This window comes from Bacillus sp. ISL-7 (assembly GCF_018613065.1).
The window spans coordinates 54271-67664 of sequence record NZ_JAGGQW010000024.1 but is presented as its reverse complement, the minus strand read 5'-3'; the positions used below and the strand labels follow the sequence as shown (position 1 = coordinate 67664).

Sequence of the window (13394 nt, the reverse complement as noted above, 5' to 3'; positions counted from 1 at the left end):
AATGCCCCCTTTCGTCATTTCTGGAATGTTAATGTTTTTATGATGACAGGAACAACATCGGTTTCGAGCACTTGGCCTATATCCAAATAGTCCCCATTTTCAACTTTAATTTGATCAATACAAATGACGGATTGCACCGGAGCCTTCCGCTTCAGTGTTTGCCCAAGAACTTTTGCATAATCCCGGTCAAGCACAAGGACCAACTCTTGACTTTGATTCGGTTTTTGTTTCATTGCTTTGAGGATGGATTCAGCAAATTCATCGATTTCACGGAATTTTAAGTAAGGCAGTTCTGAAAAATAAACCGCAAAATTCTGTCCCTCACGCTGTGGGTCATAGAGATCTAGTGCTTCCTCAATCCGCCTGGATAATTGGTTTATTTCCGTTTTAAAATCACCCTCGAATCGAATCTGGTAAACCGGCAAGTTTTTCATCGGCAATTTACGATTATCAACTTCAATGGTTGCCCCGCTGATTTCAGTCGTTTGCATTCCTGCGCCCAGCACTGTGGCCCGAACCGTTTCCTGCGGCTTTACCCAAGTCCATTGAGCAAGACTTGAACTTTCCTTTAAGGAGGCGGCTAACATCAACCCGATATCATCGTATTTGGCCGACTGTACGTTTCCGGTCTCATGCTGATAAATGCATTCACTTATCCCGCCTGAGAACATAATCACCTCAATATCTTCCACCCAGTTAGGTTCATGCCCTAGCAGCAACGTTAGATCCTCGTTTGTGAGTGCCTTTTTTAACATCCGCGCAATGACATCTGCCATAAAATCGGTTACTTGTTTTATCGCTGATGGATTTTGGTTTTGCCCCTCCACCATCCTTGAATCCCATTGTCGCAGTAAATTTTTAACAGGCGGAGAAATACTCTGGATTTTATTATCGTTACATTCAATTAATCTGCCGCCTACATGAAGCGTACAGGTTCCACAAAGTCTGCCAGATTTATAAACGGCCACATTGGCTGTACCCCCGCCGATATCGATATTGGCGATAACCTTCCTCGTATCTTTCGAATATTCATAGGCGCCCGATCCCTTAGCGGCAATAATTCCTTCTAAGTCAGGACCAGCTGTTGCAACTAGAAACTCCCCAGCCTGGTCAGACAGCTGATGCAGCATTACTTCTGCATTTGACTTTGTGGCTGTTTCACCCGTAATGATCACTGCTCCCGTTTGAATATCCTTTGGCTCAATACCTGCTTTCTGATATTCCTTTCTGACAAAGTCTTCAATTTTTTCAATATCAATGGTGGTTGATGAAAGCAGCGGTGTCCGGTAAATCGGGCTGCGATGGATGACCTGTTTGTCAATGATTTCAATTCGCGGCACATGTGCACCGCCAGCCATATTCATTAACGTGAACCGGCTGATTACCAGCTTTGTTGTACTTGTGCCTATATCGATTCCCGCACTGATCATTTCTTCTTTTTGCGGGCCTTTGAACTTCATCTCAACTCCCCCAAAAAAACAAAAAGCGCCCCTTGTAAACTATCCCAAATTAGATAGTTTAAAAGAGGCGCCATTGCCATTAAATTCATTTGTTATTCATAATATAAATTATTTTCTGGATATTGTAAAGGCTTTCATTTAAAAAATTACAAATGGGGATGGATTTCCTTCAAAATACTTCTTCATTTCATGTGTCGAACGGAAGTTTACCAGATTCCGGATCTCCTCTATTCCTTCATTTTTTAGGGAAGAGGTAATGACAATCGGACCTTTGGTTACGATTACCTTTTTTAACAAAGAAATGGCTAGTTCAACGTCAGCCTGGTCTGAATCACTTTTTGTGACCACCCCAATGGGGATTTTATTGATTCCACTGCTGAATCCTGGCGGGAAAATCATTTTCTTCTTGGTCGCATCCTGTAAATACAGGACATGTGTCACTTCTAATGCTGTTGCCATGATATTTTTATAGTAGAACGGGTTTTCACAATATTCTCCTGGGGTATCAACAATCCAATCATAGTAATTCAGCGACTGCGTTTTGACAGCAGGCACGTCCCGGTCAAGCAATGCATTTGTTAACGTCGATTTTCCTGCCCCAATGGAACCGATCAGCATGGCTCGGTTCTTTTTCGTCATCATATTTCCTCCTTTCTTAAAAAATTCTATTTTCTGATTCTATGACTTCGTGATCTCCGCCGGGGTATATTTCAGCGTATCCTGCAAAAAACGGTTGATTTCCTGCATCGCCATTTCCACCTCTGAAACATTGCCGACAATCACAAGACTTCCGGTAAAGCGATCCAAAAATCCTAACTTGACATTAGCCGATTTGGTGGCTAAATCTCCGGCAATAATCACCGTCTCACTTGGGGTCAGCGTCAAAATCCCTAATGCCCCAGCCTCCTGTATCCCCAGTTTTTCAAACATATCCGGGTCCGGATTGGCAATAATATGGCTTAAAGTTACCTGTTTCCCTGGGACAAACTCCTGTATAAACCTCTTTTTCTCTTCGTTCATGACAAACCCGCCTCTCAAATTAATAAAAAAATGCCTAATAGACTTTATTTTTATAAAAAATAAAACCTACTAAGCACCTTTGCTTCATCTATTCACTTGTATACTCACTTGGGTACTTCAAAATAATGTACTTTGCCACTTTTTCCAATGGCATTTGTTTTTTCATACTAAGGTCTCTAATCTTATTGTAAGCCTTTTCCTCCGGTAAATTCAATTGTTTCATTAAAATTCCTTTTGCTTTTTCAACTATCTTTCGGTTTTTCAGTTCCCGATTCATTTCTTCTACTTTTTCTTTATAAAGAATAGCATTTTCTGCCTGCTTCAAAGCAATTTCAACTGCAGGAATCAAGTTAGCCTCCGAAATCGGCTTTACAAGATACCCTAAAATATTTGCCTTCTTCGCTTTTTCTATATATTCCTTTTGACTATAGGCCGTTAACAGCAAAATCGGGATATTGAATTTGTTGGAAATAATCTCACTGGCCTTTAAACCGTTCAGCTTCGGCATTTTAATATCCATGATCATTAAGTCAGGCTTAAGGCTGTAAGCCAATTCAATTGCTTTCTCTCCATCAGCTGCTTCAGCCACAACTTCATAGCCAGCATCCTTCAACATGAGGGAAACATCCAATCGGACGATGGACTCATCTTCAACAACGATAATTCGCTTTTTCATTCCTTAATCCTCCCACGCAAAGGGAAATTCTACGGATACTTCCGTTCCTTCACTTGTTCCTTCAATTGAAAAATGGCCCGATAAATCATGTTCTATCATCATTTTAACAATATCAAGCCCTAATGATGGCTTCATAGAAGGAGTATAGCCAATTCCATTATCTTTTACAAGGACTCTTACAGCAGAAGCCTCTTCCTGGATGACTACATCAATTTGGCCCTCTGACATTTCCGCAAATGCATGCTTCACACAATTTTGAATTAATTCATTTATAACAAGAGCAACGGAAACAGCTATATTCGATTTAATAAGGATCTTTGGGCCGGAATAGTGGATCGAAATCAATTTTCCTTCATGAACTTCACTAAAGACCAGCATATTCCCAATTTTTTCTATTAAACTAACAATCTCTACATCATCCTGATTTTCAGAATTGGATAAGATGATTTCATAGACAGAGGCAATACTTAAAATTCGGTTGAGGCTTTCGATAAAATAAAACTTGCTTTCTTCGGGGACCCCTCTTCGCATCTGCAGCCGAAGAAGACTCGCTACCGTTTGCAAGTTATTTTTTACACGATGATGGATTTCCCGGATGGCCACTGTCTTTACGGTAAGCTCCCTCTCCTTTTGGCGCAGCTCTGTTAAGTCACGAAAAATGATAAACGATCCGCTATTTTTCTCATGCTGCACAAGAGCAATTTTTTTCATTTGAAAGACTTTATTTTGAATGATGATTTCTTGGACCACAAGTTCATCCGGCAGCCTGCAAATTTCTGCAAGGTTAGGAAAATAGGAAGTAAAAAGATTGCCGCTTTTACATTCCTCCGAACACATTTCTAAAACAAGATTCATCGCAGCAGGATTCGAATATTGAATCTGTAAATCCTCGTCAATAATGAATAGAGATTCCTCAATCACATCTGGGATAAAAGGGCGATTTTCAGCCATTCCCAGTAAGAGTTCGCTAAGTGTCTCATTCGCTTCTGTTAGCGCTTTCAGTTTGTTTTGATTTTGGAGCTTATCACTGTTGTCTTTCTCCATGATCAACGTGCCAATCACTCGGTTATGAATTCCAACAATCGGAACAACGCTTTGTTCGACTTTTTTCCCTTCCTGGGTTAAGGCATGATTGAGAAAAAGTGGCTTACCCGTCCGAAACGCATAAAAAACTGCAGGCTCAAACGTTTCGTAGGCAAACTTTCCGACCACCGGATTTTTATAGACAGAATTGGCCGTTGCAGGTGCTGCTTCTGCCACCACAATAGCATGCTTTTTTTCACTTGTTTGGCAATCTACAAACACATTTGCTTGATTTAAATCGGCAATTAATTGCAGGTTTTGAACCACTTCTTGAATCTTTTGTATGTCTTGTTCCGATAGGTCTGTGTGAAGCTGACATAGAGTTACTACGGTGTTCATCTCAGTTTTAAACATGTCATAGCCCCAATCTTTTATCTTTAAATATATAAAAATATTTTATATATCATTTATCATAGTGTCAATCTTCTGTTTTTTACAAAAAATGGTTCACCGTGCCCGGTAGCTGGTCGATTTGACCAATAATAATAGCTTGGATTAAATTTCCCAAGCTTGTCTAAACAAGAATTATAGAAGAATTAACTATCCTATGGATAGACTTGTATCATAATTTTGGTGACGTAATGTTCCTTATGATTCATTACAACCGTATCGTAAATATACTCTTCAAAAACATAATCACCTAAGGTTAAATTTAAACGTTCCATTTCTGTAAAAAGTCGCCCATATGTTTCATTAATTGTTTTCTCATCCCCAACATGATAGCCAATCAGAAAATCACCCTTTACAGCCTGAAAATACGGATATCCTACCTTTGGATTCGGTTGCTCAATATATAAATAACTATAATTAGAGAATTCCCCCTTTATTACTTGCTCTCGTTTTGTGATTCCACCTATTGGATATCCTGAATCAAGTTGAGAAACGTTTAATTCATTAATAAAATCTGAAATGACCTCTACAAATTCTTCATCCGTTATATTTTCGATGTTTCTACTTAAATAAAGGGTTGCTTCTGGTAATTGTTCAAGCGTAATTCGTTGAAAATCAAGGTGTGACGCTTCTTCCATTAAGGCGATTTTTGCCTTGATCATTTTTTCCTTCCTATCAATCTCCTGACGCTTTTTCACAATCTCTTCTTTTTTTTGATACATTAACGATAAAAAACTTTCAGGAGATTTATTCTCCATGTATTGTTGAATATCGTTCAGAGGCATATCAAGTTCTTTTAATAAATCAATAACAAAGAATAGCTCTATTTGGCGAATTGAATAATAACGGTAACCTTTTTCATTTTTCAACACCGGAGACAAAAGCCCAATTTGATCGTAATAAAAAAGTGTCTGTTTGTTTACTTTGCAAAGCTTTGCAAATTCACCAGTGGTTAAATATTTTTCATTTTTTTTATTCATTTTTTACAACACCACCCTTGACTATATAGTAACTATATACACTAGGATGGAAATTGTAAACAACTGATAAATTCCCTAAGTTTGTTTGCAATATTAGTTTTGTTTGAGGAGAATGTAAAAGATGAAGACTCATAAAGTCACTTTAGGTTTATTATTAATGAATTTATTCATTGCATTTTTGGGAATTGGTCTCATCATTCCAGTCTTACCTACGCTGATGAATGAATTAGGGATAACTGGGAAAACAGTGGGATATTTAACGGCAGCTTTTGCCATCGCTCAATTGATTGTTTCACCATTTGCTGGGAAAGCAGCAGATAAATTCGGCAGGAAAATTATGATTGTCATTGGCTTATTTATTTTCGGCATTTCAGAATTATTATTTGGGATCGGAAAAGGAATCGAAATGCTATTTATTTCCCGTATTTTGGGTGGAATTAGTGCTGCGTTCATCATGCCAGCTGTTACAGCTTTTATTGCTGATATTACAGATTTGGATACTCGCCCAAAGGCACTGGGTTATATGTCAGCTGCCATTAGTACAGGATTTATTATTGGTCCAGGCATTGGTGGATTTTTAGCGGAATTTGGAACACGTATACCATTCTTCTTTGCAGGAGCACTTGGTACCATTGCATCTATCCTTTCTATTATTTTATTATCTGAGCCGAATCGTAAAGAAGATTATAATGAACAAATCTCAAATGATAAGTTTGGCTTAAAGCGTATTATTGCCCCAAAATATTTTCTTGCGTTTATTTTAATTTTTATCGCCTCATTTGGTTTAGCAGCCTTTGAATCGTTCTTTAGTCTATTTGTGGACCATAAATTTCAATTTAAACCATCCGATATAGCCATTGTTATCACAGGTGGTGCAATTTTTGGCGCAGTTTCACAGGTCATATTATTTGATCGGCTTACACGAATTTGGGGTGAAATTAAACTGCTTCGATATTGCTTAATTTTATCAGCCTTACTTGTCTTTTTAATGACTGTTGTCCATTCATATTTCTCTATTTTACTTGTTACATTTCTCGTTTTTGTAGGATTCGATTTATTCCGACCAGCAGTAACGTCATACCTTTCAAATATCGCCGGGAACGAACAAGGTTTCGTTGGTGGAATGAACTCCATGTTTACAAGTTTAGCGAACATTAGTGGACCAATTCTAGGGGGTATATTATTTGATATAGATATTAACTACCCTTACTACTTTGCAACTGTGATCCTTTCTCTGGGAATCGTGATTACATTGTTCTGGAAGAAGCAAGCAAGTGATTCTTCCATCAAAGTGAAGGCTAGTGTAGCTAATCATTCAAATTGAAGTAAAGACGAAAATCATGAAACCTTTCTTAAATGACCCTAAAAGATTGATTCATCATCTTCTGGAATAATAAGTAGAGTTTTAAATGGCTTAAAAACAAAAGGAAGCACACGTTCTATGTGCTTCCTTTTATACGAAGGTTGAATGTTTTAGATTACATTGTCCTGGTAGTGTTAACTATAACAGGACCAGACTCGAATTCTTCACCTCACCTTCTAAAATACCCCGCTATCATATGAAGGAAAAGACTGGTTATACTAATGAGGACGAATTGACTCAGAAAGGGGGAAAACGCTGTGACACGGAACCTGGTAGCCTTTTTTCTGTTTGCCGTCCTCACTTTCGCCGGCGGTCTCCAGACAGACGGCCAAGCCCCGCCCGACCCCATCCAGATGGGGATGGAAGAGGGATATTATGAGGGAATCCGTTCGGGGCTAGAAGACCGACATAATTTCCGGATTTCCCGTGCCTGGCAGCAAATGCCACAATCCCGGCTGTTCATGGAAAACAAGAAGGAAATCGTCCTGCCCCTCATAAAAGTAGGGCTTCTCCGGCAGGTGTATCTCTCTTTTTCTTCCGGGAAGAAATTCTACTCATACCTTCATGCCCACCCGGAATTGACGGCGGAACAGGCGGCCCGACGGATACTCGGGCAGAGGTTTGTAAGGGCGTACAAAAGAAGCTTCCGGAAAGGCTATGAGAGATCCCTCACGGCCCCACCTGAAGAGGCGGCAAACTATGCGGCCTTTTTGAAGGAGAAAAGCAGATAAGGGGAAAACAAAAAGGGCAATCTCTTACTGAGGACATAACTTCTGCATCAAAATAAAACTCAAAATCATTGCGATAACGATGATCCATTTTAGGAATTTCCAAGAATATAAAAGGACATTGGAAGTAATAACAAACGACCTGTTGGGTCGCTTTAAATCGTAATCACGCTATTTCATTTTGTAGTGGACTAAGTTCTTATAAATCCAGGTTGGCGGGGCTGCGTGGGAATCGAACCCACCAGACCTGGGGGCCACTTTACGTGCTAATCACGTCTAAATGATTTATCAGCTGTAATATCGTTAAATGGCAGAATCAGTTTTTTCACCTTATCAAGGCTCATCGAATCTATTTCCTGTACTAATCGTGGAATGGACTGCTCTGGATAACCGTAATCACGAAGTAATTTTTCCTTTTCTTCATTATGCACCATGTATTGACACCTCCAAAATCTTTTTAGAATTAAACTTTGATATAGTTACCAAAAAAAGTGCTGTATATCCAATTTGCCAATAATGATACAAGACCGAATGCTATATTCATCATTGATCTATGTACTCCTCTACCTAATTAATACTTTTTGCCACTTTCTTATAAATATTCCTTATGTCTCTTATATCTGGGATTTTATTATCTAGTTGAACCTTTAAGAATACTCAACTACAGTATGATGAATAATTCCTTTTACATATAAGGAAGTAAAGGTTCACTTTTTCTCTCAATTTAGTGATTCATCATTTATAAAAGTTTTAACGTTGTCCTGAATAGTACCTCGCACCCAAGAGCAACATCTTCAAAAGAACTCCACTCATCTGGATGATGACTTATGCCATTGCGGCTCCTTACAAAAATCATTCCAATATCTGTAAGCTCTCCCAACACCATTGCATCATGAGCAGCCCCGCTTGGTAATTCATAAACAGGATACTGTAATTCTTGCAGAGAATCTTTTACTGCATCCATCACTACTGGTGAACTCATCACAGAAGATAGGGATTGAACCTGCCTAATTTCACACCCTAAACCACGGTTTGCAGCAATGGTCCGAATGGAATTATAGATTTTAGTAACCGTATTTTTACGCCGTTCATTAGATATATCCCGAACATCAAGTGTAAAATCCACTCTCCCAGGAATGACATTACTACTTCCAGGTTTTACTTCCAATTTTCCTACTGTCGCAACACTTCCGATATTGTCCAGTGCTATTTTCTCAATGGCTACTATACATTCTGCTGCAGCTGTTAAAGCATCTTTTCTCTCTTTCATCCAGGTCGTTCCTGCATGCCCCGCTTCACCCATGATGGTTACTTCCGCCCATTCTCCACCAGAGATCCCTGTAACTATTCCAACAGCTAAATCTTTATTTTCTAACACTTTTCCCTGCTCAATATGTACTTCAATATAAGCTTTTATGCCATTGTTACTTAACTGAGCTTGTTCTAAAAGGTCTGGATTAATCTGATTAAAATATTCCCCTTCTAGACTGGCTTGCTTCATGGCCTCCAGATAGGAGATCCCATCTTTATCTGTTGCTGAAGCTAAATTTTTCTTTAATTTCTTCGAACCTTCTGTCCCAACCAAAGCGGCACTACCTACAAAAGCATAATCAAAACGAGCCCCTTCCTCATCTGTTAAGGATACAACCTTTATCGTTCTTTCAGGTTGAATTCCCTTTTCTTTCAACGTACAAAGCACCTCAACACCCATTAGAACACCCATGGCGCCATCGAAACGCCCGCCAGAATTTACTGTATCAAGGTGAGAACCAATAAGAATGGCAGGTAATTCGGGATTTTTACCGATTATTTGCCCAAAGATATTCCCAGCTGCGTCCATATAAGGGGATAAATCAGCTTCTTCCAGTAGTTTCAGAAAAAATTTTCGTGCTTCGATATCATTTTGATCAAATGATGTTCGAGTGACCCCGCCATTGTCTTCTTCTCCTATTTTTCCAAGGGCCATTAATTGGTTCCAAAGACGGTTTCCATTAACCGTTAAATTTAAACCCTCCATGAAATTCGCTTCCATAGGATAAAATTCTCCCTTCATTTGAATGTCCAGTATAGAGAAAATCCTGCTGTTTCCTTTCGAAAAAAAGCAGGATACCTAATCTTTATGTTTTTATTGGCGAGGAAAATGAGATAGTTCTGCCAAAGTTAAAGGTTTATCTCTCCAATAATTTAAGCACCGATTGAACCATTAATTTAACTCCAATTTTAATGGCATCTTCATCTACCATAAATTTCGGGTGATGCCACCCATATATAATCCCTTTTTCTTGATTCCCTGAACCAAGCCACACATAGCAGCCAGGTACTTCTTTTTGGTAAAAAGAAAAGTCTTCACCACCCATGGTTGGTTCTGCCCGTATCGTATTTTCTTTCCCAACTATTGTCTCAGCTGCTGACTGAACAATTTCTGCCACCTTGGCATCATTATAGACAGCAGGCAGAAGAAACTCATACTGAATCTCTACTTCCCCACCATGTGCTGCCACGGTATTTGTTACAAGTTGTGTAAATACCTCATATATTTTCTTTCTCACTTGTTCGTTGGAAGTTCTGACCGTTCCTTTGAGAATAGCCTTATCCGGAATGACATTATTTGTCATCCCTGCTTGGAAGGAACCAATGGTGACAACTGCAGATTCCTTAGATGAAATCGTACGGCTGACCAATGTTTGCAGCTGACTCACAACTGCACTGCCAATTACGATCGGATCAATGGTTTTCTCTGGAAGCGCAGCATGTCCGCCTTTACCTTTAATGGTTAGGGTAAAGTCATCTACACTTGCCATTAAAAATCCTTCCTTCACACCTATTTGACCAGTTGGAAGTTCGGGAACATTATGAAGACCGATAATTGAACTTATCTCTTCCAATAAACCTTGCTGGATCATAGATTCAGCTCCACCTTCAAATTCTTCAGCTGGCTGGAACAATATCCGAACATTTCCAGGGACTAGATCCTTCATTTCTTCTAAAATAATCGCTGCCCCAAGTGCAATCGTTGTATGAACATCATGGCCGCACATATGACTTACACCATCAATTTTTGAACGAAATGGAACATCTGCTTCTTCTTGAATGGGGAGAGCATCAATATCCGCTCGTATTGCAACCGTCGGTCCCTGTTCGATTCCCTTTACTTCTGCAGCAGTCCCAGTAGCTAAGCTAAGTGGTATTTGTTGAATTCCAAATTCATGTAACCATCCGTTTATTTTTTCGGTAGTTTTAAATTCTTGTTTACTAATTTCAGGATACATATGAAGATTCCTTCTTATTTCAACTAATTTAGGAAACCATTGTTCTACTTTATCATGAATAATTGAGGTTATTTCTACCTTTGAATCTTTCAACATGAGGGCTCCTCCTTTCTAATATGTCCTAAATATTCCTTCGTCCGATCATGCTTAAGAAGCTGGATTCCTTTTTTCTTTGCTTCAGCTTTGGTCATTTTTTTTCAATTAAATAGGTGCTTCCATATCTCACTTTATCTCTTTACTTATTTATCAAAGTAAAATGTTTTATTATGTAATTCATTGTAATTTTATGCATAAAAAAATACAATACCCTCTAGAAATATCCGATTAATTAAATTCTTTCAATTATTATGAATTTATGAAATTTTAATAAGAAAAAACAAAAGACCTCTCTATTATTAAATAGAGAGGTCTTCATCACCACTTATGGAATCCTCTCTTATTTGTCAAAGCAATATGCTTTGCAGGAATTAGCACCTTTTAATTTTGTGGCTTCCATTTTCATATATTCGTTGGATTCCAATACATTAAAGCAGCATGAAACGGATATACGTACTCATATGTACCGTCTTTTTCTGACACATATTTATTAATAACGGTCTCCACTTCATGACCATTATAGTGCTCATTCAAAATCTTGGTGGTATTATCGCGAATCAATTGCTCATAGGAAGAATAGCTTTTCCTGCTTTGCAATTTTACGATTTTACAGTTTGCCAGAATTCCAAGCTGGTATAGTGCATTCAAGATATGAATATAATCTCGGCGTCTTAAATTGATTTTATATCCCATTTGATATAGTTCCATGTAGTGAGGCTTTTCTGGACCTGTTGTCATTCCTGCAATTACTAGACGGTTTGCTGACTCATTCATTTTTAACAATGCGTTTCCTATATCATACATACGGTAGTAACAATTGAATCCAAACACCACATCATATTTCGCTCCTTGTTTTTCACTTTCCCATTTATCGTGAATCAATTGCATATTACAGACACCTTTAGTGGCAGCCTGGGACTTTAAAAATTGCACAATACTTTTTGAACTGTCTATACATGTGAGCTTACGAACTTTATCAGCTATTGCAAAGGTATAGTTCCCCCCATCCAGGGCCGAGTTCCAATACATGATCATCACTATGTAAAAGAGGAAGAAGTTCCTCTTTTACAATTTGTGCATATGAATCTGGTTTATGCCTTATCTTTCTCTCCAACATTGAAGACCAGAAGGCTTCTTCAGCCTGATCATCTTCTAATCGCTTTGGTATATTTCCATTATGATCAATCATAGATTCTTTCCATAACTCAAGGTAATCATAATCTTTTTCTATTCCAGTCTTCATTCATGCCTCTCCCTGAACTATAAAATTCAAATATTTTTAAAAAAAGAATTATTTGTTTCCATATAACTGCTTGTGAGCAACTAAAACAGCAAAAAAAGATTGTAGATTCTTAATTTACGTAATTTTACGGACGATTATTATAGAGGATAAAAGAGCTCTGACACTATAAAATTGTCAGAGCTTTTATAATTAATTCGTAGTATTTATTTCATAATTCTGTTTCTTAGAGTAAACGCTTATAAAGATAAATGATGCGACTAAAAAAATGAAAAGAATGACTCCCACGATTTCGAAATCTAGTTCTGCCCAAGGGTTAAAGAAAGTAAATGCCAGATAGAAGGAAACCCCGTATGCCAAGACGACAATCACCCAACCCATTAGTCTTGAAGCAGCTTGACCGATTTTGCTGGACTGGTTCACCATTTTATAGACAATCATCGAATCAATTGTATCTGTAATCATCATGCCAAACATAAAAACTAGCCCTAAAAATAAAGGGGTATATTTACTTGCATTTCCTGCCGCCAAAGACCAGACGGCGGTTTGACTTACTGTCTCGGCAGCCAAGGCAAACAAAGCCCCTACTAAAATAATAAGAAAAGGATTTGTAGTCCCCTTCGCAATTTTTGGAATAAACTTTCCCTTTAGTCCGCTAAGTTGAAACTCTTCGTGATTGTTTCTAGTGCGTAACAGATTATACGTATTTAACGTTCCAATAAGGAATAAAGAAATAATCGACACCCATGATGCAAAATTATTAAAATAAGCTGGGAATGAAAAATTCTCTATCACCATTCCTAAAATACCTGCTGTTAATGCTACCATTCCTCCGTGACCCAATGAAAATAATGTCCCCACCCAACGTGCAAACGAATTGCCCATTCTCCAATTATAACGGGTTTGTCCATCAATAAATGCAAGATGATCAGCATCCAACCCATGCCGAAGCCCCAATACAAAAACAAGTAAAAACAGTGATACAGTTTCCATTTAAACATTCCTCCCTTTTATAAACAGTTGCAACATAAAAAATCAATCGACATCATAAATCACTTCTCGTTCCTCTTGACTAAACATGTTAACCCC

Annotated in this window: 14 protein-coding genes; 2 read left to right on the top strand and 12 right to left on the bottom strand. The window is 38.3% G+C overall.

Translation table 11 applies throughout. From position 1 onward, the window contains the following. Positions 1 to 14: 14 nt before the first annotated feature. The 6 genes from J7E66_RS07375 to J7E66_RS07350 form a co-directional block, all read right to left on the bottom strand. A complete protein-coding gene (locus J7E66_RS07375; protein WP_214998775.1) occupies positions 15 to 1460 on the bottom strand; it encodes an ethanolamine ammonia-lyase reactivating factor EutA in 1446 nt (481 codons plus the stop codon). 138 nt (positions 1461 to 1598) lie between these two features. Next, entirely contained in the window at positions 1599 to 2099 is a 501-nt protein-coding gene (locus J7E66_RS07370) for a EutP/PduV family microcompartment system protein (protein WP_214998773.1), read from the bottom strand. 39 nt (positions 2100 to 2138) lie between these two features. Then, entirely contained in the window at positions 2139 to 2480 is a 342-nt protein-coding gene (gene eutS, locus J7E66_RS07365) for an ethanolamine utilization microcompartment protein EutS (RefSeq protein ID WP_168243707.1), read from the bottom strand. A gap of 88 nt (positions 2481 to 2568) precedes the next feature. Then, on the bottom strand, positions 2569 to 3156 hold the full coding sequence (locus J7E66_RS07360; protein WP_214998771.1) for an ANTAR domain-containing response regulator: 588 nt from the start codon (positions 3154 to 3156) through the stop codon (positions 2569 to 2571). 3 nt (positions 3157 to 3159) lie between these two features. Next, on the bottom strand, positions 3160 to 4593 hold the full coding sequence (locus tag J7E66_RS07355) for a sensor histidine kinase (protein ID WP_251032814.1): 1434 nt from the start codon (positions 4591 to 4593) through the stop codon (positions 3160 to 3162). A 191-nt stretch (positions 4594 to 4784) separates the two neighbouring features. Further along, entirely contained in the window at positions 4785 to 5609 is an 825-nt protein-coding gene (locus tag J7E66_RS07350; RefSeq protein WP_214998769.1) for a MerR family transcriptional regulator, read from the bottom strand. Between the two features lie 121 nt (positions 5610 to 5730). Between J7E66_RS07350 and norA the strand changes: the two genes are divergently transcribed. Next, a complete protein-coding gene (norA, locus tag J7E66_RS07345; protein WP_214998767.1) occupies positions 5731 to 6933 on the top strand; it encodes a multidrug efflux MFS transporter NorA in 1203 nt (400 codons plus the stop codon). A gap of 296 nt (positions 6934 to 7229) precedes the next feature. Continuing rightward, complete coding sequence (locus J7E66_RS07340) at positions 7230 to 7703, top strand: hypothetical protein (RefSeq protein ID WP_214998765.1); 474 nt, start codon at positions 7230 to 7232, stop codon at positions 7701 to 7703. A gap of 263 nt (positions 7704 to 7966) precedes the next feature. Here the strand turns inward: J7E66_RS07340 and J7E66_RS07335 are convergent, their stop codons facing one another. From J7E66_RS07335 to J7E66_RS07315, 6 genes are all read right to left on the bottom strand, one after another. Next, on the bottom strand, positions 7967 to 8134 hold the full coding sequence (locus tag J7E66_RS07335; RefSeq protein WP_214711685.1) for a hypothetical protein: 168 nt from the start codon (positions 8132 to 8134) through the stop codon (positions 7967 to 7969). Positions 8135 to 8439: 305 nt separating this feature from the next. Next, complete coding sequence (locus J7E66_RS07330; protein ID WP_214998763.1) at positions 8440 to 9732, bottom strand: M20 family metallo-hydrolase; 1293 nt, start codon at positions 9730 to 9732, stop codon at positions 8440 to 8442. Positions 9733 to 9868: 136 nt separating this feature from the next. After that, positions 9869 to 11065 carry a M20 metallopeptidase family protein gene (locus J7E66_RS07325; protein ID WP_214998760.1) on the bottom strand — a complete coding sequence of 399 codons (1197 nt, stop codon included), beginning with the start codon at positions 11063 to 11065 and terminating at the stop codon, positions 9869 to 9871. A gap of 402 nt (positions 11066 to 11467) precedes the next feature. Then, positions 11468 to 11953 carry a hypothetical protein gene (locus tag J7E66_RS31670; RefSeq protein WP_251032813.1) on the bottom strand — a complete coding sequence of 162 codons (486 nt, stop codon included), beginning with the start codon at positions 11951 to 11953 and terminating at the stop codon, positions 11468 to 11470. Between the two features lie 88 nt (positions 11954 to 12041). Further along, a complete protein-coding gene (locus J7E66_RS31665) occupies positions 12042 to 12308 on the bottom strand; it encodes a hypothetical protein (protein WP_251032812.1) in 267 nt (88 codons plus the stop codon). 189 nt (positions 12309 to 12497) lie between these two features. Then, positions 12498 to 13298, bottom strand: a complete 801-nt coding sequence (locus tag J7E66_RS07315) for a HoxN/HupN/NixA family nickel/cobalt transporter (protein WP_214998758.1) — start codon at positions 13296 to 13298, stop codon at positions 12498 to 12500. Positions 13299 to 13394 lie beyond the last annotated feature (96 nt).

What these genes read in the sequence shown, in the direction of transcription:
- J7E66_RS07375 (WP_214998775.1), bottom strand. Translation starts at nt 1,460, where the DNA reads ATGAAGTTCAAAGGCCCGCAAAAAGAAGAAATGATCAGTGCGGGAATC.
- J7E66_RS07370 (WP_214998773.1), bottom strand. Translation starts at nt 2,099, where the DNA reads ATGACGAAAAAGAACCGAGCCATGCTGATCGGTTCCATTGGGGCAGGA.
- eutS (WP_168243707.1), bottom strand. Translation starts at nt 2,480, where the DNA reads ATGAACGAAGAGAAAAAGAGGTTTATACAGGAGTTTGTCCCAGGGAAA.
- J7E66_RS07360 (WP_214998771.1), bottom strand. Translation starts at nt 3,156, where the DNA reads ATGAAAAAGCGAATTATCGTTGTTGAAGATGAGTCCATCGTCCGATTG.
- J7E66_RS07355 (WP_251032814.1), bottom strand. Translation starts at nt 4,593, where the DNA reads ATGTTTAAAACTGAGATGAACACCGTAGTAACTCTATGTCAGCTTCAC.
- J7E66_RS07350 (WP_214998769.1), bottom strand. Translation starts at nt 5,609, where the DNA reads ATGAATAAAAAAAATGAAAAATATTTAACCACTGGTGAATTTGCAAAG.
- norA (WP_214998767.1), top strand. Translation starts at nt 5,731, where the DNA reads ATGAAGACTCATAAAGTCACTTTAGGTTTATTATTAATGAATTTATTC.
- J7E66_RS07335 (WP_214711685.1), bottom strand. Translation starts at nt 8,134, where the DNA reads ATGGTGCATAATGAAGAAAAGGAAAAATTACTTCGTGATTACGGTTAT.
- J7E66_RS07330 (WP_214998763.1), bottom strand. Translation starts at nt 9,732, where the DNA reads ATGGAAGCGAATTTCATGGAGGGTTTAAATTTAACGGTTAATGGAAAC.
- J7E66_RS07325 (WP_214998760.1), bottom strand. Translation starts at nt 11,065, where the DNA reads ATGTTGAAAGATTCAAAGGTAGAAATAACCTCAATTATTCATGATAAA.
- J7E66_RS31670 (WP_251032813.1), bottom strand. Translation starts at nt 11,953, where the DNA reads ATGCAATTGATTCACGATAAATGGGAAAGTGAAAAACAAGGAGCGAAA.
- J7E66_RS31665 (WP_251032812.1), bottom strand. Translation starts at nt 12,308, where the DNA reads ATGAAGACTGGAATAGAAAAAGATTATGATTACCTTGAGTTATGGAAA.
- J7E66_RS07315 (WP_214998758.1), bottom strand. Translation starts at nt 13,298, where the DNA reads ATGGAAACTGTATCACTGTTTTTACTTGTTTTTGTATTGGGGCTTCGG.